Here is a 20,173-nt window from a genome sequence, read left to right on the forward strand (position 1 = left end):
GGTTGGCCCCGTTTTTATTTACTTACAATGCCCAATAATTATAATACCATCCGGAATAAACTTTTAAAAGCTTTTCCTCAACAGTACGCAGAAGATGCAGAAAAGGTAATTGATCTTATGTATGCATACATCAGTACTGATATGATCCATGGAGAAAACGTCTGCTATAAGGGAGAAATGCTTACAATACCTTACAGAATCTATATTGATGCTGATATACTTTTGAAAATCAGCAGCCTTTCAGAAATGCAGAGATTTATTCTGTATTGTATAGGAACAAGGAACAATAATGGACGGGTGAGGGAGAAATATCTGAAGAAATTATCAGGCTGCTCTATGGGTTTTGAAGTTCCTTTTATTTTTCAGCTTTTAGGAGAATATGTAACTGAAATTTTTCCGGAGATTGATAGTATAATCAAAAACAGACTTGTTGATTATATAGACTTTATTGCAGAAAATCAGTATTATTTTAAAAAGACGGAAGACAGAATGATAAGTTACTGGAATTGTTATGAAAAAAGAAAGTGCTATGACAGGAAAAAATATTTAGGATATATCATTTTTGAAGAGCTAAAGCAAAAATTGAAAATAAGAAATTCGCTAAAATAGAATGTTAAAATTTTTAATAAAAAGTTGAAATCTCATAAATATTTCTTCTGCAAACCTACATTTTCAAAACAATGAAAAATGTGGATTTATTTTAATAAAATATCGGCAATTTTGTTTTTTCGTACTGAAATTCAGACGAAGTAGCAGATGAAAGTATAAAGTTTTGTTAAAAAACTCACTTTAAAGGGATAATTTATTATTAGTCTTTCAATTTTTGTTATTTTAGTCCCCCAAGATTGGAATTATGCTTATTGAAGATGAATTTAAGAGGATTTATTTGAACTTTAAAATCAAAGAAATTATTCCTTTTCTTACAAAACTTACTTCAAAGGAAAAGACAGAAACGGCAGCTGTTTTAAAGAAATCTTTAAACAAAAACTGGGGGCACAATCCTATTTCTGTGCTCGCTGCTCTGGCGTGCAGTAAAACAAAGGAAGAATATGAAAAACTTTCTCCGGGCTATTATGCTGTTCCTGTAAATCTTGTTGATGAACTTTTTGAATCCTATGTTCCGGGCTGGATAGGTAGAAGCTCTGCCTTTCTTAGAAACGCAGGTTATCTTAAAGCAATGGAGTGGCAGCAGAAAGGCTATTGCGTTCTGAATAATGAAATTCTGGCTGAACTGCTTGCAGAATCGCTTGTTTCCGGCCATAGCGGAAAAGAACTCTTTTCAACATATCCGGCCACACTGGAAACGCACATTTGGCTGCTTTTTGAATATAATTCTGATATTACGTACCATTATAATCAAAGGAACTGGAAAGAGATTCTGGAACAGCTTATTGTTGAAAATCAGATAAGCCGTTCAAAAGTCCTGAAATCCAGCCTTCATGCAGTGAACCGTAACTTTTCCAAAGAACATAATACATGGTTTCTGGAGCTGTTTTCTTACCTGAAACCCTCTGCAGGCGAAATTCTGGATCTTCAGGATGATCTGTTCCTTATTTTACAGTCATCTCAACAGCCGCTTTTTGTTCCTGCATTGAAAATGATTAACCGGGTGAGCACAGAACCGGGCTTTAAAACTGCGGATTTCCTGAAATCAGCAGAAGTACCTGCCAGTGCTGCAGGGAAAAATATTTTGAATACCTTACTTCAGACCGTAGAAAAAATAGTCAGAAACAATGCAGAATTCCATCAGGAAATCTGTTTGCTTATATTGCCGGTATTTCTGAACAAAGATGCTGCTGTACAGACTAAGGCGGCTAAAATAATTTCGAAATACGGAGATTTAAGGTCAGATGAACTTCAGAAGGCAGTCAGCGCCTATTCAGGATCCATTCTTACAGACGCGGCAACCTTATTGGAGAAATTCCTGACTGTAAAAAATATCGGCATTACCTCCGGTGATGATCATTATAAAATAACAGAATGGCATGTACCGGAACCTGTTTCTCCCGTGAAAACGATCAGTGATTTTATCTTTTTTGCTCCACAGGTGTTCCTTCATAATGAACCCCTGTATTTTGACCTGTTTTTGGATGCATTGATGAGGTTCAATACAGAAATTAATGAAGAACACTGGAATCAGCTGGAGCCCGCTTTCAAAGCCGCTTTAAAAAGGAAAAACGGAGAAGGCATGCACCATTTACTGGCGACTTTTTTCATCAGTTATGCGCTGATGAAACAACAAAAGGTATCTCCGGTATTGCATGAAGCAAAGAAAGAATTTCCGGTCTTGGAAGATTGGGGAGGAAAACGGACTCCGTTGGTTTTTAAAGCCTATCACCGTTTTCTTCTGGATATTTTTGAATTATTGAAACAAGGCAAGAAGCTTCCCCTGCTTTCCGTTCCTGATCATACCCCATGCTGGGTTAACATCCGTGTACTTACCGACCAGCTGAAAATCTACCAGGACCGGAAAGAAAAACCTATGCCTGTCGATCTGCAGATGGCAGTACTGAGAACAAAAAAAGAAAACCTTGAGGAAGCAGTACAATATGCGGAAAAACAGTTGGATAAAAACTATTTCCAGCTGCTGAAACCTGTTTTTGATCCTGACTACTATAAAAAAATATACGATAGCAACTATCTGGAAGGCCGTTTTACATGGGAAACCGGAACCAGAAAATTTTATAGATGGAACCAGACAGAAGAAGTTCCTGAACTGACCGTCAATATCCGGAATCAGGCAGAAATTCCGGAAAATGCTCCACTGCTGGATTTTCTGTTCAATTCCTATCATGGGATATATCAGGATGATCTGATCCGTATTCTGTATATGGCACCCGGCTTTTCGGGGGCTGTTTTTGCAAAAAAATATAACGAAACACTCTCCAATGCGGTCTATCATTATGATATCAGAGGAAATACCGAATTACTGGATGCATGGATGAAACTGAACCTGCCTTTTCAGCCCGTCCATTATCTGTATCTCTCGGCGGCACTTCTTAATAAGGATAAAACCCTTTGTGGTACGGCTTTTGAAGCACTTATTTACAGAATAGTTTCCGGGGATTTTGATGCCTCTGCTTTGGGAGCGCTTACCGGAGAAATGCTCAGATCCGGACTGGCTCCGGTGAAAAGACTGACAGACCGGCTTAGTGATTATATTAATCTGAGTATCAGTCATAACCAGGCCTTCGAGAAACTGTTGATATCTGTTCTTACCGTTATAGATCAGCCGGTTTTCAACCTTAAAAAACTGCTTGAACTCTATGCTGAACTGCTGCAGCTCAATCAGTCGGAAACCGATAAAGAAGTGAATAAAAGGCTGGAAGAATGGAAAAACGAAAATAACCTGAAAAAAATTATTATCAAATTAAAAACAAATGAAAGAAAGACTTTATGAGATTCTTAACAAAGAAAAAAAACATGAGATCATTCCTTTTTTGAAGGAGCTTACCGCTGAAGAAAGAAAAATACTGGTTCCTACCATCAGAAAACTGAACAGGGAGATCAATAAAATCGTAATGACGAAAAACTCCTACCATACCTCCGGTTCCGCAGAACAGCATTCCATAATAGATATAGCATCATTTGTCTGCATGGATCAGAAACATTACGGTAAAAATTACTGGAGTTTTTTCAATGATAAAGAACAGACAGATAAAATACTCGAATGGGGCTGCCCAAGCTGGTTCTCAGATTTTATCAACGATTCCGTAGATGCCGAATTTACAGCATTTAATTATCAGGATATTCTGGGATGGACGAAAAAAGGCTATGTGAAGCCTAGCCCTGAACTGTTGGGATATCATCTGAGCAATCAGCCGTCAGACCTGGAAAAATCTCCGGAAACCCTGGAAACCCATTTCTGGTATCTGTGTGAATTTCCTTCCAAGTCTCTCCCTTTTTATAAAGAGTGGCTTCCTTTGGTTCAGAAACTGATAGCCAGAAATAAAATAGACAGAACAAGATTTCTGAAAGAATGTCTTCTGGCAGCAAACAGAAATTTCAATAAAAATGTGACAGGATGGTTTATGGAGGCATTCAACAGCCTGAAACCTACTCACGAAGAGCTGATCCTGCTTCAGGATGAATTGCTGGCAGGCCTTGCGTCTCTCCAGTCAAAAGCAGTTAATACCATGCTTGTTCATCTGAAAAAAATAGTAGCTGATCCCGAATTTAAAACGGCTGAATTTACCCACTTCCTTCCGAATTTACTGAGCTCGGAAATCAAAACCGTGGTTATTTCCAGTCTTTCCGTTACAGAGAAAATCCTTCAGAGAAAAAAAGATGAAGCAGAAGATCTGGGAATGGCATTAAGTGCAGCATTTGTAAGCAAAGATGAAAGCATACAGTCCAAAGCAGCTAAAATTATTCATAAATATATCCCCGTTACTGACGGAATAAAAGATACTCTGACACATTATTCAGACAATATTCTGGCAAATGTTAAACCTGTATTGGCCGAATTTATAGAAGAGAGCTATCAGGAGCTGGATGAAGTGGAGGTTGAATCATTGGAACTCATCAGTGAAGAAGCTGAACTTCAGGGGCCTGAAAACTTCGAAGACCTGATGTTTTTCCTCCCGCAGGCAATGGAAAACCCCGGAACTTATCATTATGACCTCGCAATAGCCGGAATGATCCGTTTTGCCGGAGATGCAGATGCAGAATCCGTAAAACTGTTTGAGCCTGTTTTTCAAAAAGCATGTAAAACCATTTCCAACAAATGGGAAGTACCTTATTTCAATGTTATATTATGCAATATGATCATTCATTACGGGCTTTCCTTATTGGAGAAATATCCGGTGCAGCTTAAAAATCTGGAAAAAATTTATGCAAGGACCTGCGAGGATGAAGCAACAAGAGAAGCTTATACAGGCTATCATAAAAAATTAGGTCCGCTTGAAGATATTTTTGTAGGAGGATTGGCTATGGAGCCTCTGAGACAGATTGCAGTGTATGCATTCCGTAAGATCATGGCCGGGGATAAGACACCGTTACTTTCCACTACAACGCATGCTCCATGCTGGATCGCTCCTGTAACGCTGGTGGAGAGATTTGAAATCTACCAGAAAGAAGGTGTAGATCCTGATCCTATGGATGTGCAACTGGCATTGCAGCGCTGTTCACTGGAAAGAACCACGGAAGCATTGCAGCTTGCCGGTAGATTAAAAGGGGAATATAAAGATTTGCTGCTTTTCTTCTTAGATAAGAAAGCAGTTCCCCAGGGAACATTTGAGCATCCTTCATGGTGGATGACAGCAGGAATTACACGTTCTCCGCAAACTGTCTTTAAAGAATTTAAGGACTTTGGATATAATAACATTCCCGATGAGTTTCTTTCCGGCACTTACAATTGGAAAACCGTAGACAGCGGGAAAAATTCATATTATCCGGTAGAGCTTGATATAAAAATTCCGAAATACCATCTTGAAAAAAGAAAACATCCGCTTTTTTTAGAATATTTCATCGCAGAACAGACACTGTTTTCTGAAATTCCGTTCTTTATGTGGAGCTTTCCCAATACACCGGGAAACGTACTGGCCAAAATAATTAAAACCGGGCTGTATTATTCCGGGCTGGCAGAAGTATATGAAAAAGGATTGGTGCTGAATACGGTACAGGCTCTCTATGAACTGAAAAAACCTCTGGATGAAATGGGGCGGCTGTTTCTGGGAACCGTTTTACTCAACGGAGATAAGGTGATCCGCGGAACTGCTGCGGAAATCTGGCTGGAACAGGTTTCTTATGAAGTGATGAATAATAAACGTCTTGGAGAAATAATCGGTCTCCATGAAAAACTGGAATGGGCTCCTGTAAAAAGATTTACAGATGTGGTACAGCACCAGATGCTGAACGTCAGCAGGGAACACAATCAGGCCCTTGAAGAACTGATCGTCTATATTCTGCTGCAGATGGAAACTCCGGTTACCAACCTTAAAAGAATATTAGACATCTATTATGAAATTCTGTCTTTAAATCAGTCAGAAGTCAATGAAAACTTAAAAAACAAACTTGATAGCTGGAAAGAAAATTCCAGTCTGAAAAAAATCTGCAATCTTCTTCTAAAAAAATAAACTATGGAAGATATGCTCATTTACAACTATCAGAGACCGTCGTCCCTGATAAAGAAAGATATTTCTGAAGAACTGTTTCTGGCCAGATACAGTGAGATTCAGAAAAAAACAGACGCGCCCTGCTTTTTCTGGGGAAATGTCAGCCAGCCTTTTATACTGGCAAGATGCCTGATTGCGTTGTCTAATATTGTAAAGTCAAGCTTTAATCTGTCACCGTTTCAGATGGCAATGCTTAAAGACCCTATCGTTACTGCCGGGAACGGTCGTCTCCGTTTTGAAGGATTTTCCCATTGTGCAGGAGTGTATGCAAGAGTAGATGTACTGCCGGACGGCCTGGATGGAGAATTTCCGGAAAACGGAACAACCAATGTAGATTTTAATCAGGCAATGATCACCGCTTTAGGCAGTATCCGTCCCAATGAAAAGATCATGCTTTCAGTTGGCGAAAAAGAAGTGGGGCTTTACAGAGAAGAAGAAAAAATAATAGAGAGAAAAGTACCGTTACCTGCTAAATGGATCAAAGGATTGAGTACCGTTCAGATCTATCTCTCAGAATCAGAAAAGCAGTATACATTTAATAAGATCCAAACCCAGCAGCTGTTCAGGGGAATACCCAAAGGCCCTGTGAAATCGGATTATTATCTGATCGTAAGGGGAAATAAACCAATGTTCTCGCCTGTAAGATCACTGGATGCCGTATGTGTAGGCGGACTTCACAGGCTTAGACTGCTTGAGCCGCTTCTGCCTTATATTGATCAGATGCAGGTATTTCCGCATGCAGAAATGCATTCAACGACATGGCAGCTGTATATGGGGAATATCCGGTTCAGCTTTTCATTGTCGAGAGAATGCTGGCGGGGATTTTCAGGAGAAGGAGCGGTACTGGACAGCCTGATTAATGAGGTATCTGATGAATGGATCGATGCCCTGGATAAATATGCTTATGCCAATCAATCTTTCAATCCTTCGGCCTTTGCTCTGAATGAGAATATCAGTCTTAAAAAGACAGAAAACCTTACGGGAAGATTGGCTGCAATGGGATTATTGGGGTACGACCTTGACGATAACGGATTTTTCTACCGCAGATTGCCTTTCAGACTCAGCCGCATTATAAGCCTGAATCCGAGGATGAAAAATGCACAAAAGCTGATTGATGAAGGCAAAGTGGAAATCCTGAACACCGGTGCAGCCAGAACCGAAGCCCGGGTACAGGGGAGCGGTGTACATCATACCGTTATTCTGGAAGAAGAAAAAGAAAGATGTACCTGTGAGTGGTTCAGCAAATACCAGGGAGAACGCGGGCCGTGCAAACATGTTCTTGCTGTAAAGAAAATTATACAGACCTTTTAAAATACAGGACAGATTGAACAGCAGTCTGTCCTTTCTGTTGGATGATTGCTCTTCCTGTTTTTTATCTTTAAAGTTTCCTGATTAATTCCCTTTTTTCAGCCATTCCTCATAAGAAATCACACCCAGTTCGGGCTTTCCTTCACCTTCCAGTATCGAAATAAACTCAAGCTGATTTCCGTCCGGATCTTTGAAATATATCGCCAGTGCCGGCATCCAGGCAAAAACCATAGGCTGATCACTCCCGTCTTTCAGAAAATTATAGGGTTCCAGATCTTTTCTCTTTAAAAACTCCACCGAGTAATTCAGAATATCTTCCGTACTGCCGGAAAAAGCAAAATGTCTTGTCTGAAGATTTTCTTTCTGCTCCCAAAGCCCCAGCATAGACTTTTTTCCTTCCCCAATCCATAAAAAGGCGATCGGTCTGGTTTCATCTCTATGAGCCAGTGTCAATCCCAGTACCTCCGTATAAAACCTTATGGCATTTTCCAGATCACTCACCTGGATATGAGTTTCATATAATCCTTTAATCATTACGACTGATTTTAATCAATACAAAACTAGACAATGCGCCCAGGAAAAACGGAAATTAGCCATTCTTTTAGGTAAAACGAATCATAGATGAATTGTATATCATTAAAGGTAAAAATCGCAACCAGATAAAAATCAAACTTTAAAATATGCCCAATCTTTAAAATACAAACACTTATAAAGATCTGCGTATCTGTGCAATGATTTTTTTTACCGCAAACCGAAGGTTCGATGCAGTCAAAAGGTACAAAAGGTTTTATGCATAAAAGCACACATGAGCCTTATCGCAGAATAAAAAATCTGCTCAATCTGCAAAATCTGCGAGAGAAAAAACACCCGCAAAAATCTGTGGAATTCGTGTGATCTATGGGAAATCTCAAAGAAAGATCAGTGTATCTGTGCAATGAATTTTTTTACCGCAAACCGAAGGTTCAATGCAGTCAAAAGGTACAAAAGGTTTTATGCATAAAAGCACACATGAGTCTTATCGCAGAATAAAAAATCTGCTCGATCTGCAAAATCTGCGAGCGATTTAAAAATAAAAAATCGTGTATCTGTGGCAATTATACTTCCCCTTAACAACTTCATTTCAGAAAAACAAAAAAAAGTTCAAAAAAGCATACTACGCAAAAACATTGCGCAATAAGAGTTTTACTTTGCACCAGAAATCAGAAGCCAATTTTGATCTCCCTATGTTTAACAATAAAAACAGTAACCATGAAATTTAATTTTTTAAGAAAAGAAAACGGAACAGTAATGAACCATGAAGGGGCAAAAGCTTATTCCATGACTCCTGCAGAAGAATTATACAGTGCTGTTGTTACAACAGGACTGTCAAACGGAGCTTACGAGAAAGGGAATGAAAGATTAACGAGGATCCAGTCGCTGATCAGGAAAAATGATCCCGAATTTGTAGCAAAGCTGGCCGTATATGCAAGAAAAGAAATGCATCTGCGTTCCGTTCCTATGGTTTTAACCGCAGAACTGGCAAAGAGAGTATCCGGTACAGACCTTGTAAGCAGGACGGTGGACGGAGTTATTCAGAGAGCCGATGAAATCACCGAACTGCTGGCCTGTTACCAGATTACGAATGAAAGAACTGAACTCAAAAAACTCAACAGACTTTCAAAGCAGATTCAGAAAGGTCTTGCAAAATCCTTCAATAAATTTGATGAATATCAGTTTGCCAAATACAACCGGAAAGCAGACATTACTTTAAAAGATGCCTTGTTTCTGGTTCATCCAAAGGCAAAAGATGAAAACCAGCAGGTTATTTTTAACAAAATTGCCAATGATCATTTGGCTGCTCCCTATACCTGGAAAGTGGAACTTTCCGTACTGGGACAGACAAAATTTGCCGGTGAAGCAGAAAAAAGATCAGCATTCAGAAATAAATGGGAAGAGCTTATTTTCAGTAATAAACTCGGCTATATGGCTACTTTGCGTAATCTGAGAAATATTTTGGAAGCCGATGTGTCAGCGGAGGCTATGGGAAAAGTATGTCATTACCTTTCCGATGAAAAAGCCGTAAGAAACTCAAAGCAGCTTCCGTTCAGGTTTCTGGCGGCCTATCGGGAAATAAAAAACACAAAATCAAAATATTGGCCGTCTGTTTTGGCAGCACTGGAAAATGCAGTGGCAGTAAGCGCAGAAAACATCAGAGGTTTCGGTCCCGGTACTTCTGTGGTCATTGCGGCGGATGTTTCCGGCTCTATGCTGATCCCTGTTTCACCAAAAAGCAAGGTGCTGCTTTGCGATATTGGCTTATTAATGTCCATGATCCTGCAGTCACGGTGTAAAAATGTTATTACAGGGATGTTTGGAGACATCTGGAAGAGAATTCAGGTGCCTGAAAACGGTATTCTGGAAAATGTGGGTGAATTCTACAAGCGTGCAGGAGAGGTAGGTTATTCTACGAATGGTCATCTGGTGATTGAAGATCTTATCAATACCGGGGAAATCGTGGATAAGGTGATGCTGTTTACCGATACCCAGCTGTGGAACAGTAACGGGTCCCAGTACTCCTTTGAAAGTTTATGGAACCGGTATAAAGAAATTGCTCCCGATGCCAGACTGTATATTTTCGATCTGGGAGGATACGGTATACAGCCAATTGATGTGAGAGAAAATGATGTACATCTTATTGCAGGCTGGTCTGATAAAGTTTTTGATGTGCTGAATGCTTTGGAGGATCACAAATCCGCCATTCAGATGATTCAGAAGGTGGTGCTGTAAAAGGCACTGCTTTTCAGAAAACAGTAACCATGATTCCCGGCCTATTTTTGATAACAATAAATAATACCGATTCTTATGTCCGGAACCTGTCAATATCAGAAAACCGGAAATACAGATCCTTTTATAAAGGAAGATTTAACACATCTTTGCCTGTGTCCATGCTGCGGAGCTCCCGACTGTGGTGAAGAATATATGCTTCTTACAGAATCTGAAGGCAGATGGGAAGCTGTACTTTTTGGGGGCGGAACTTTCAGAGGGTATTTAAACTATTGGTTTTTTGAAGGTATTACTCAGGAAGAATATCACAGACTTCCTGAATTGGTGAGACAAAACAATGAATGCACCGGCTGGCAGGACGTTAGTGCCCAATGTACCGAGATCAATGCGGATGATTTCCTGCAAACCCTGGAGTCCATTAAAAATTGCAGCCGTAAAGAATATCTGTATGACGATTTTGAAAACTTCTATTATCCCGTTTTTAAAAAATTTGCAGTGCAGGTTATGGCAAAAGGACAAAAATTATATATCAGTATTTAAAAAATGTAAATAAAAATTAAACTGCGTAAAAAGAATGCGCAGCAGCATTATAAATTTGCAGCATACAAAACTAATAACCATGAATCATTATAAAACATGTCTGAAAGATGCAGTGTATTGAGGTAAATACTCAATACTTGTGAAAAAAATCAAAGCTTTAAGACAAACCTTCGGGATCAGTGAATACGGATGGATCGATTTCCCGGGGAAGATTTCAGGCGTGCAGATTTCCAGAATTTTATACGGAGATGAAATGGGATGTTCCCGCTGTTTTCCACACGGTTTCGAAGTGGTGAATGCAAAGCACAGAAAATTTCAGCGAAACTGGAAAAGATACAGGAAAGTACAATGGAAAATAAAAAAACAGGTGCCGTAAAACAGAATTGCTTCGTTGGGGTAACAGTGATGCAGGTTCGAATCCTGCTCTGCATAGCGGATGGTGTAAAAAAGGGAACACGCTGTTGTGAACGTCTGTTTGTGCTGTTGCCCTGATAAAAAAATCAAGTGTCGTTTCGGGATCATACTTCGGGAATATGAACATTGGGTCGCAGGTTCGATTCCTGCCCACTCCCTCGAAAAGGAGAGGTAGCTCAGACGGTAGAGCAGATGCACGGAAGATCCTGATGCTGTTACCTTGATTAAAATAATAATGATATTGTTAAAAAACTGTATTGTAGAAAAAAAATAAACATCAGATGTAGTTTCAGAATCGTACTTCGATTTAAACCATCAGATGCAGGTTCAATTCCTGTCATTCCTGTTGTAAACGGAATGTAGCTCAGAAGGCAGAGCAGGTGGCAAAGAAAGATTCAGATATTTTACTCTGATACAAAAAAGAGTGCCGTAGAAAAAACGTACTTCGGTTAATCTTATGATTTTGGTTCAACTCCATAATAAACCTCAGGGTTTATATAGCCGTTTTTTTGCTTTTTTGCCTCTTTTTATAAAAATAAAACAGATAAGTGCCGTAGAAAAAGGTTCCTTCGTAACTATAACGGTCCTAAGGTAGCGAAATCCGGGTGACCGGACCAGCGAAGCCGGGTTGAAATCCGGCAGGGTAAAAGTTTTCTGTAAGAAAATGCAAGTCTCACGCAGATGTAGAATTACCGGTTCACTGCCCATAACGGGTAAGAACGGCGCTCTTCAATGAGCATACCTTTTTCGCTTTTTGCCTTATCTGTACTTATAACAGGTGCCGTAGAACGGTGTTACTTCGCTCATTACGACGGGGACGCGGGTTCGAATCCCATCTCTTCCACAAAATACGATGTAAAGGAAGAGTAGCTCAGCTGGTAGAGCACGATATTACACATTCATTGGTCGCCCTGTTTTACATTAAAGTGTCGTCAGGAAAAAGTTCCATCGCGTCATCCCTTTGGGGGAATAGCGAAGCCGGTTTTCCGGCAGAGCTGTCCGGTTCGAGTCCGGTATGAATACTGGTTTTTTACGGGAGTAACCTTTAATAAAAAAATGCCGGGGAATTATTCTCCGGCATTTAATACTTCTTTAATCTCTTCCTCGAAGGTTTTTTTCCAGTTGGAGATAGTCGTTCGGCTTATTTTATATTTTCTGGACATATAGCTGGTAGAAAAACCATGCTTCTGCTGATACTGTAAAAGCTTGAACATCGTCTTTTTATCATAGGTCTTCAGCCTCTGATTATTTTTCTCGCTCTCTTTGGACTGTTCAAAGATCTTTTCATTAAAGTTCAGGACATCTTCTGTCGTATGAAGTTTATCAAGAAGCTCTCTGATTTTGGGATCCTTCAATTTTTCGGGATGTTCCAGCTTGAGCATATCATGGTAAATTTTCTTGTAATTGGGACGCATAATATTTTCTGTTTATCCGTTAGTATTGTCATTGCTTTTCTGGAACCAGCGGTGAAGCGTACTTTTGGGAATAGAATATTCTTTGATTGCTTCGCTGTGGGTCATTTCTCCTGAAGAGATCCTTCTCATAATAAAATCTTTGATCTCCTGAGTGTAGATGTTTTTTCTGAAATAAGGGATCTTTTCAGACTTTTTGTGATTTTTGTTGACTGCTGAGGGCGGTGCATACAGAATAAGGTGAGAACTGTAAAGCCTGAAAAAATCATATTCAAGCAGTTTGCTCCATCGCAGAAGAAGATCCGTATCTATTGAAGCGCTGGAGTATACTTTTTCAATAAATTCTTCATCTTTATTGAGAAAATTGCAGATCCTTTCCATCGGTACTTCATTCTCTTTAACCATCTCTTTAATAAACTTTCCGATATGAATTTCTTTATATAACATGTATCAAATAATATTTTAGATTAAAGCATTAAGAAAAATAAATTATTATACCTGATACAGGGACAATCGGCAGAGAAAGTTTGTTGAGAAAGTTCAGGCTGCTGCACAGTAACAATTCTTCCCTGTGTTTGTGCTCATGTGGGAATAGGGGTACAATCAGCTAAACGGCCTTCCGTTAGTTTTCAGGTTAGTTTATCTGTGGATGACTTACTTTAAATAAAGCAAGTCCTTCTCATATAATTTACTTAGCAGACCTCTGGTTCAAACTTCTTTTTCACAGTCCGGTATGAATCAAATATAACCTTTAAAGATCAATTATGCAATTCTGTTCGTAATTTCTATAAATATAAAAAACAGACCGGTTTTGCTTTACAATTTTTAATTGTGGGCAAATAATCTATTTGTTATTCTCCAAATTTAAATAAAAATTATAAAAAACTTTATAAAATTCAAATTTTAATGAAAATTAACATATCTATTGTGCTTATTGATGAAATAATTAAATATGCAATAAAGATGAACCTGAAACGATAATTATGAATAATAATTGTAAAAGCCCCAACGAGTACTTACCTTTGTCCCTCAATGAAAAATACCATAAGCTTATTCGATTTTTCGAAAAAAATAAATTATAAAAATGAACTCCTGGCAGGTTTTACGGTAGCAATGACCATGATCCCTGAATCGCTTTCATTTGCCATATTGGCGGGATTATCTCCATTAACAGGGCTTTATGCGGCATTTATGATGGGACTTGTCACCGCGGTTTTGGGTGGCCGCCCCGGAATGGTATCCGGTGGGGCAGGAGCTACCATCGTTGTCTTAATTGCCCTCATAAAATCTCACGGTATAGAATATCTCTTTGCAGCAGTTGCCCTGGCCGGAATCTTTCAGATGCTGGTAGGTATTTTTAAACTGGGAAAATTTGTAAGACTCATTCCTCAGCCTGTTATGTATGGGTTTTTAAACGGGCTGGCAGTGATTATTTTTATGGCTCAGGTTGAACAGTTTAAGATCACAGACAGCAGTGGTACAGTCAGCTGGCTGCACGGAACATCTCTATATATTATGGCAGGTCTTACAGCGCTTACCATCGCAGTGGTTTACTTCTTTCCGAAGATCACAAAAACAGTTCCTGCTTCCCTGGCAGCTATCATTGTAGTTTTTGCACTGGTTCTCGGATTCGGGATACAGACAAAAACGGTAGCGGATATTGCCCATATCAGCGGCAGTCTTCCTGCTTTTCATATTCCGGCGCTGCCTTTTACCCTGGAAACCCTGCAGATTATTTTTCCTTATGCACTGATCATGGCAGGGGTTGGTTTGATTGAGTCATTACTTACTTTGTCAATGGTAGATGAGATCACCAATTCAAAGGGAAATGCCAATAAAGAATCGGTAGCACAGGGACTTGCCAATATCACCAACGGATTCTTCGGAGGAATGGGCGGATGCGCGATGGTAGCACAGACCTTAGTGAATCTGAATGCCGGATCAAGAGCCAGATTATCCGGAATCATAGCCTCACTGATGATTTTACTGATTATATTATTCGGTGCACCGGTTATTGAAAAAATTCCGATGGCTGCATTGGTGGGCGTAATGATGATGGTTTCTGTAAGTACTTTTCAGTGGGTCTCCATCCGTATCGTCAATAAAATGCCGAAGTCGGATATATTTGTAGGAATTACCGTGGCCCTTATTACCATTATTCTTCATAATCTTGCGCTGGCGGTTTTGGTAGGGGTTGTAATTTCTGCACTGGTTTTTGCCTGGGATAATGCCCAAAGGATCCGTGCCAAAAAATATACAGATCAAAACGGAGTCAAAAACTATGAAATATACGGACCGCTGTTCTTTGGCTCCGTAACTGCATTTACAGATAAATTTGATCCTGCCGGAGATCCGGATGAAGTAGTCATAGACTTTAAAGAAAGCCGGGTTGTAGATATGAGTGCCATCGATGCTTTAAATAAACTGTCAAAGCGATACAGCCGGCTGAATAAAAAGGTATACCTCCGCCACCTCAGTGAAGACTGCCGCAAAATGCTGGGAAATGCAGAAGCCGTCATCGAAATCAATATTCAGGACGATCCTACCTATAAAGTAATGCCGGAAAAATAAGAGAATTCAACCTGAAAGATTGAAAAATCTGTGTTATCTCCGTATTCTGTGGAAATAGAAATCATTTAAACTTCGGAAATCATTTGATAATTCATAAAATATATTCAATAGCAATGGGCTTCAGCCTGTTGTAAAAAAGAAACAAATTCCATCTGGCTTTAGCCGAAACTTATACCCGGTAAAAAATGTCCCTATAACCGTACAGGGACCGTAAAATCATTTTACAGTCCCTGTTGTTTAGGTTATTAATGTTTCAGCAATGAAATCCGGAACTAAAGCATAGTGTGATAATTTCATACTGATAGAGGCTCTTCCGCTGGATAATGTTCTCAGATCAGAAATATATCCGAATGTGGAAGCCAGGGGGATTTCCGCGGTGAAGACCTTCCTTCCTGAACGTTCATCAATGGAAGTGATGATTCCTCTTCTGCGGTTGATATCCGCTGTTATCGCTCCCGTATATTCCTCAGTACTCTGGATCTCCACCTGCATGATGGGTTCCATAAGTTTAGGAGAACATTTCACAGCGGCATTTCTGAAACCGTCTCTTGCGGCAATTTCAAAATCCAGAGCAGCCGAGTCATTGGGATGGAAAGATCCGTCCAGAAGCCTGATGCTCATACTTTCCAGTGGATACCCTTTTAAAGGTCCGTTTTCCATGGCTTCTCTGAAACCCTTTTCAACGGAAGGGATAAATTCACCGGGAACCGCACCGCCTTTAATCAGACTTACGAATTCCAGACCGGGTTCATTATTTTCTCTGGGGCCGATCTCAAACGTGATATCCGCAAACTGCCCGCTTCCTCCGTTCTGTTTAGAAAACTTTTCCCTGAAAGTATGCCCTTTCGTTAAGATCTCACGGTATGAAACTTTGGGTTTCCCCTGATTCACTTCAATTCCGTGATTCAGACGGATCTTTTCCAGCGTTACCTCAAGATGAAGTTCACCGAGGCCGCTTAACAGAGTTTCTCCCGTCTGAGGATCTCTTTCCACAACCAGGGAAGGGTCTTCTTCCTGGATTTTAGCCAGAACCAGCCCGAAAGATTTCTCATCACTGTTCGTTTTAGGTTCTATGGCAACCCTTATCACAGGAGCAGGAATCGTAATGGCTTCCAGAAGGACAGGTCTTTCAGGTGCAGACAGGGAATCTCCGGTTTTGGCATCTTTTATCCCTGTTAATGCAACAATATCCCCGGCTTTTCCTTCCTCAGCCGATAACGTTTTATCCGACTGCATCCGCAGAATTCTGGAAATCCTGAAACTTTCGCCTGTTCTTACATTCGTCACAGAATCCCCAGGCTGTATCGTTCCCGAATAAATACGGAGCATAGCCAGTCTTCCCATGTGTTTATCAATCACCACCTTGAAAACAAGCCCGGAAAAAGATACCTCCTTGTTTCTTTCTGTTTCAACGGTTTCTCCGGTTGAGGGATCTTTCCCCACAATGGGCGGAAGCTGTTCCGGTGCAGGAAGATAATCAACGATCGCATCCAGTAGCGGCTGAACTCCTTTGTTTTTAAATGCGGAACCGCACAGAACAGGAACAGCAGCTCCCGATATACATATTCTCTGTATACAATCTTTGATCATTTCTTCAGAAACCTCCTGATCAGATTCCATAAAGCTTTCAAAAAAGGCTTCATCATATTCTGCAAGAGTTTCCAGCAGCCTGGCTCTGTATTCATCAGCTTCCTGAATATAGCTTTCCGGAATTTCTTTTTCCACAATAGTTTCCCCGGTTTCGTCAGTCCAGTAAAGAGCTTTCTGTTTCACAAGATCGATCACGCCTTTAAACCGGTCTTCAGCACCAATCGGAATCTGTAACACCATAGGAACAGCATTGAGTTTGGTTTCTATTTCCTTTAAAACAGCAAAGAAATCTGCTCCCGTCTTGTCCATTTTATTGATGAAACAGATCTTCGGAATCCCATGTTTTTCAGCCTGGAACCATACGTTTTCAGTCTGTGGCTGTACTCCGGAAGAAGCGCAGAAAACAGCGACAACACTGTCCAGAACCCTTAGAGAACGTTCCACTTCCACGGCAAAATCAATGTGGCCGGGTGTATCGATGATATTAATGTTGAAAACGTTTCCTCCTTTTTTCCATTGTGTAGAAACGGCAGCCGATGAAATGGTGATTCCCCGGTTTTTCTCCTGGATGTCCTTATCCATCGTGGTATTACCGTCATCCACATTTCCTATTTTATGAATAAGTCCTGTATAATAAAGAAGTCTTTCCGATAAAGTGGTTTTTCCTGCATCTACATGGGCTATGATTCCTATATTTCGTGTATTATATTTCATTTTGTTTAAAATTATATGGGTTGAATGATGTTACTGAATATCAGCTTTCTGTATGTGCGGCGAAACAGGCCTTTTCTGAAAAAACGCATAGCATTGCCCGGACCGGGAAATTTCCGGTCTGAAGGATTTTTACCAGTTCTGTGATTCTGTCACAATGTTTTCAGAAACGGAACTGATGAATGAATGGTATGGAGTATTTCAGAGCATGGTATAACCGTACACCAGAAGTTTCTGATGGATTAAAGTCTGAAAAATTGGGCAGCAAAAAAGACCTGTCTGAACAGAGAGGTCTTTTAACATATTTTTAGTAAAAAAGATCTATGAAACTATTCAGATAAATATTCAGTGCTGCCAAAGTACACAGCTCTGACAGGATTGATTAAAGTTATAATATTTATCATTTTTGTTGACATTGTTGATTGTTAACCGGTTGCGAAATTATCATTTTTTTTCAATTGTCAAAAATTTTTTGCACATTTTTTTTAAAAATTGGGCTAAACAGATTTCTCAATGAGTCTTTTATAACTTTCCTGATCGATAAAGAATTCATAAAATATCTTAAAACAGAGAACTGAATAGATGCATTTATGATAAAAATTTTATCTTTGGGAAGAAATGAAAATTAAACACTTGTTGATGATTAAAAAATTTTAAATCTTTTTCAAGAAGCTAAATAAAAACTTTTAACTTAAAATTATTGAAAACAGATATCGACATTCATAACCACTGTCATTTTTCCTTTGACCTGTGGCTCACCTTAATCAAATCTCATCCTGAATTTAAAACAAAAAGAGTTGAGCTGTTCTCCTCGTATTTTAACATTGATAAACCCATTGATGAGGTTGCGAAAGCCGTAAAATATTATGATGATCTTTGTAATACCATCAATGAGGTGACCGGTGGGAATATAGACACTTTTGAAATCTATTTATTGATTTTGAATTCAATGGATGTTGATGTAAAACAGATCGATAAAGGAAAACTGGAGGGGTTTTATCTGAAAAGCGAAGAACTGTTTCTGGAATACAGACCCGTTGTGATATTTGAAAATATCCGCAGTTTTTTTGATGAAATTAAAAATCAGGGAAAGACCATCAATATTTTAAGCAATACAGGTTTTATTAAAGGAACAACCATGAGGAAATTTCTGAAAGGTGAGAATCTGGAGCAGTATATAGATTTTCATATTTATTCAGATGAAACGAACTGTTCCAAACCGAACCCGCTTATTTTTCAGGAAGTAAAGAATAAAATAGCTGATCAGGATCTGCCGCTTCACCGCATTCTGCACATCGGAGACAATCCGGTGGCCGATTACCGGGGAGCAAAAGATTTTGGCTTCAGTGCACACCTGCTTAAACACTAAATCAATATGAACAAGAGATACAGCTTACACCACATTCATTCGGCGGATGAATTCACTTTTTCGCCCGCAGAATACAGCTATTTCAAATATGGCGATAAGTCGTATGCTGAAAAATTTGCTAAAGAATTATTCGAGGGCTTTATTGCCGGATATGAATACCTTTTAGATACCGGTAAAGAAATTGTCGTGCTTCCCAGCCCGTATATGGCGATTCCTACGGCATCTAATTTTTTATGCTTTTATTTTAAAAAGTATCTGGATTATTTTCTTTTTCAGAAAGGGAAGAGATCCAGCATCCTGTCTAAGATCAACAGAAATCATACCTATATCACGGATTATGGAAATCTGAACTTTGAAGACCGTAAAAATCTCATCGCAAACGATACTTATTACATCGATAAAGATTTTTTAAGAGGAAAACTTTGTATTTTTATAGACGATATAAAAATTACGGGAAGCCACGAATACACGGTACACAAAATTCTGGACGAATATAAGGTAGAAGCAGATTTTATGTTTCTGTATTATGCAGAACTGATGAACTTTGATATTGACCCGAAAATTGAAAACTTTTTCAATTATTATGCAGTGAAAAACGTAGAACATATTGCAGAAGTAATGCTGAAACCGGATTTTCAGTTCAATACCAGGATTGTAAAATATATTTTAGGCCTGGATTCAAGTAATTTTGACTATCTTACGTCTAAAGTAAAGAAGGAGCAGATGGATCTTCTTCTGGAACTGGCGATCAGCAATAATTATCATTTAATAAAAGAATACGAAAATAACATCAATTTTTTAACACAAACGGAATTACACTATGGCTATTAACTTACAAAAAGGACAAAGAGAAAACATTAATGCACCTAAATTCACGGTAGGTTTAGGATGGGATATCAATAATACTTCTACCGGTACGGCATTCGACCTTGATGCATCTTTATTCCTGCTGGGTGAAGACAAGAAGCTGGTTTCAGACAACCACTTTATTTTCTATAACAACCTTGAGTCTCCGGATAAGGCGGTGGTTCACACAGGAGATAACCTTACAGGAGAAGGAACAGGAGATGATGAGCAGATCAAAATTGATCTTACAAAAATTGATTCTGCGATCAAGGAAATTACGGTTGTGGTAACAATCCACGAAGCAGAATCCAGAAAACAGAACTTTGGACAGGTAAGAAATTCTTTCATCAGAATTTTCAATACAGATACGAATGAGGAGATCTTAAAATATGAATTAGACGAAGATTTCTCAATCGAAACGGCAGTAGAATTCGGAAGAATCTACAACAGAAACGGAGAATGGAAATTTGAGGCGGTAGGCGCAGGACAGCGTGACGGCCTTGACAAGTTTGTATCAATTTATCAGAAGTAAT

Annotated in this window: 16 protein-coding genes; 12 read left to right on the forward strand and 4 right to left on the reverse strand. The window is 39.3% G+C overall.

What is annotated here, in order from left to right:
* Positions 1 to 27 precede the first annotated feature (27 nt).
* The 4 genes from AC106S_RS08090 (at position 28) to AC106S_RS08105 (ending at position 7,427) form a co-directional block, all read left to right on the forward strand.
* On the forward strand, positions 28 to 609 hold the full coding sequence (locus tag AC106S_RS08090; protein ID WP_482438570.1) for a hypothetical protein: 582 nt from the start codon (positions 28 to 30) through the stop codon (positions 607 to 609).
* Positions 610 to 853: 244 nt separating this feature from the next.
* Entirely contained in the window at positions 854 to 3,400 is a 2,547-nt protein-coding gene (locus tag AC106S_RS08095; RefSeq protein WP_482438571.1) for a DUF6493 family protein, read from the forward strand.
* Positions 3,381 to 6,077 (forward strand): DUF6493 family protein, encoded by a 2,697-nt coding sequence (locus tag AC106S_RS08100; RefSeq protein WP_482438572.1) that lies wholly within the window; start codon positions 3,381 to 3,383, stop codon positions 6,075 to 6,077. Before AC106S_RS08095 ends, AC106S_RS08100 begins: the two co-directional genes overlap by 20 nt.
* Before the next feature lie 3 nt (positions 6,078 to 6,080).
* Positions 6,081 to 7,427, forward strand: a complete 1,347-nt coding sequence (locus AC106S_RS08105) for an SWIM zinc finger family protein (protein WP_482438573.1) — start codon at positions 6,081 to 6,083, stop codon at positions 7,425 to 7,427.
* Between the two features lie 81 nt (positions 7,428 to 7,508).
* Here AC106S_RS08105 and AC106S_RS08110 read toward each other — a convergent pair whose 3' ends face one another.
* Positions 7,509 to 7,958, reverse strand: coding sequence for a VOC family protein (locus AC106S_RS08110; protein WP_482438574.1), 450 nt, complete (start codon positions 7,956 to 7,958; stop codon positions 7,509 to 7,511).
* A 714-nt stretch (positions 7,959 to 8,672) separates the two neighbouring features.
* On the opposite strand from AC106S_RS08110, the gene AC106S_RS08115 reads away from it, so the two are divergent.
* The 4 genes from AC106S_RS08115 to AC106S_RS08130 all read left to right on the forward strand — a co-directional run bounded on the left by AC106S_RS08115 (position 8,673) and on the right by AC106S_RS08130 (position 12,011).
* Positions 8,673 to 10,190 (forward strand): TROVE domain-containing protein, encoded by a 1,518-nt coding sequence (locus tag AC106S_RS08115; protein ID WP_482438575.1) that lies wholly within the window; start codon positions 8,673 to 8,675, stop codon positions 10,188 to 10,190.
* 75 nt (positions 10,191 to 10,265) lie between these two features.
* On the forward strand, positions 10,266 to 10,727 hold the full coding sequence (locus AC106S_RS08120) for a hypothetical protein (RefSeq protein ID WP_482438576.1): 462 nt from the start codon (positions 10,266 to 10,268) through the stop codon (positions 10,725 to 10,727).
* 139 nt (positions 10,728 to 10,866) lie between these two features.
* Positions 10,867 to 11,103, forward strand: a complete 237-nt coding sequence (locus AC106S_RS08125; protein ID WP_482438577.1) for a phosphate ABC transporter substrate-binding protein — start codon at positions 10,867 to 10,869, stop codon at positions 11,101 to 11,103.
* Between the two features lie 770 nt (positions 11,104 to 11,873).
* Positions 11,874 to 12,011, forward strand: coding sequence for a hypothetical protein (locus AC106S_RS08130; protein WP_482438578.1), 138 nt, complete (start codon positions 11,874 to 11,876; stop codon positions 12,009 to 12,011).
* A gap of 197 nt (positions 12,012 to 12,208) precedes the next feature.
* Here AC106S_RS08130 and AC106S_RS08135 read toward each other — a convergent pair whose 3' ends face one another.
* Together AC106S_RS08135 and AC106S_RS08140 are read right to left on the reverse strand one after the other, a co-directional pair.
* Positions 12,209 to 12,556: a helix-turn-helix domain-containing protein gene (locus AC106S_RS08135; RefSeq protein ID WP_482438579.1), complete on the reverse strand. Its 348-nt coding sequence runs from the start codon at positions 12,554 to 12,556 to the stop codon at positions 12,209 to 12,211.
* 12 nt (positions 12,557 to 12,568) lie between these two features.
* The gene (locus tag AC106S_RS08140) at positions 12,569 to 13,000 is read right to left on the reverse strand and encodes a helix-turn-helix domain-containing protein (RefSeq protein WP_482438580.1); all 432 of its coding nucleotides are present in this window, start codon (positions 12,998 to 13,000) and stop codon (positions 12,569 to 12,571) included.
* 585 nt (positions 13,001 to 13,585) lie between these two features.
* On the opposite strand from AC106S_RS08140, the gene AC106S_RS08145 reads away from it, so the two are divergent.
* On the forward strand, positions 13,586 to 15,124 hold the full coding sequence (locus tag AC106S_RS08145; RefSeq protein ID WP_482438581.1) for a SulP family inorganic anion transporter: 1,539 nt from the start codon (positions 13,586 to 13,588) through the stop codon (positions 15,122 to 15,124).
* Positions 15,125 to 15,361: 237 nt separating this feature from the next.
* Here the strand turns inward: AC106S_RS08145 and fusA are convergent, their stop codons facing one another.
* The gene (gene fusA, locus AC106S_RS08150; protein WP_482438582.1) at positions 15,362 to 17,428 is read right to left on the reverse strand and encodes an elongation factor G; all 2,067 of its coding nucleotides are present in this window, start codon (positions 17,426 to 17,428) and stop codon (positions 15,362 to 15,364) included.
* Positions 17,429 to 18,125: 697 nt separating this feature from the next.
* On the opposite strand from fusA, the gene AC106S_RS08155 reads away from it, so the two are divergent.
* Genes AC106S_RS08155 through AC106S_RS08165 form a run of 3 tightly spaced genes read left to right on the forward strand, consistent with a single transcriptional unit; the run spans position 18,126 to position 20,172 of the window.
* Complete coding sequence (locus AC106S_RS08155) at positions 18,126 to 18,794, forward strand: HAD family hydrolase (protein WP_482438583.1); 669 nt, start codon at positions 18,126 to 18,128, stop codon at positions 18,792 to 18,794.
* A 6-nt stretch (positions 18,795 to 18,800) separates the two neighbouring features.
* Positions 18,801 to 19,625, forward strand: a complete 825-nt coding sequence (locus tag AC106S_RS08160; protein WP_482438584.1) for a phosphoribosyltransferase family protein — start codon at positions 18,801 to 18,803, stop codon at positions 19,623 to 19,625.
* Positions 19,615 to 20,172, forward strand: coding sequence for a TerD family protein (locus AC106S_RS08165; RefSeq protein WP_482438585.1), 558 nt, complete (start codon positions 19,615 to 19,617; stop codon positions 20,170 to 20,172). Before AC106S_RS08160 ends, AC106S_RS08165 begins: the two co-directional genes overlap by 11 nt.
* The last annotated feature ends 1 nt before the right edge of the window (position 20,173 follow it).

It is taken from the genome of Chryseobacterium sp. FR054, assembly GCF_056844565.1.

Coding starts and splice junctions, on each gene's coding strand:
- AC106S_RS08090 (WP_482438570.1), top strand. CDS start 28: ATGCCCAATAATTATAATACCATCCGGAATAAACTTTTAAAAGCTTTT.
- AC106S_RS08095 (WP_482438571.1), top strand. CDS start 854: ATGCTTATTGAAGATGAATTTAAGAGGATTTATTTGAACTTTAAAATC.
- AC106S_RS08100 (WP_482438572.1), top strand. CDS start 3,381: ATGAAAGAAAGACTTTATGAGATTCTTAACAAAGAAAAAAAACATGAG.
- AC106S_RS08105 (WP_482438573.1), top strand. CDS start 6,081: ATGGAAGATATGCTCATTTACAACTATCAGAGACCGTCGTCCCTGATA.
- AC106S_RS08110 (WP_482438574.1), bottom strand. CDS start 7,958: ATGATTAAAGGATTATATGAAACTCATATCCAGGTGAGTGATCTGGAA.
- AC106S_RS08115 (WP_482438575.1), top strand. CDS start 8,673: ATGAAATTTAATTTTTTAAGAAAAGAAAACGGAACAGTAATGAACCAT.
- AC106S_RS08120 (WP_482438576.1), top strand. CDS start 10,266: ATGTCCGGAACCTGTCAATATCAGAAAACCGGAAATACAGATCCTTTT.
- AC106S_RS08130 (WP_482438578.1), top strand. CDS start 11,874: ATGAGCATACCTTTTTCGCTTTTTGCCTTATCTGTACTTATAACAGGT.
- AC106S_RS08135 (WP_482438579.1), bottom strand. CDS start 12,556: ATGCGTCCCAATTACAAGAAAATTTACCATGATATGCTCAAGCTGGAA.
- AC106S_RS08140 (WP_482438580.1), bottom strand. CDS start 13,000: ATGTTATATAAAGAAATTCATATCGGAAAGTTTATTAAAGAGATGGTT.
- AC106S_RS08145 (WP_482438581.1), top strand. CDS start 13,586: ATGAAAAATACCATAAGCTTATTCGATTTTTCGAAAAAAATAAATTAT.
- fusA (WP_482438582.1), bottom strand. CDS start 17,428: ATGAAATATAATACACGAAATATAGGAATCATAGCCCATGTAGATGCA.
- AC106S_RS08160 (WP_482438584.1), top strand. CDS start 18,801: ATGAACAAGAGATACAGCTTACACCACATTCATTCGGCGGATGAATTC.
- AC106S_RS08165 (WP_482438585.1), top strand. CDS start 19,615: ATGGCTATTAACTTACAAAAAGGACAAAGAGAAAACATTAATGCACCT.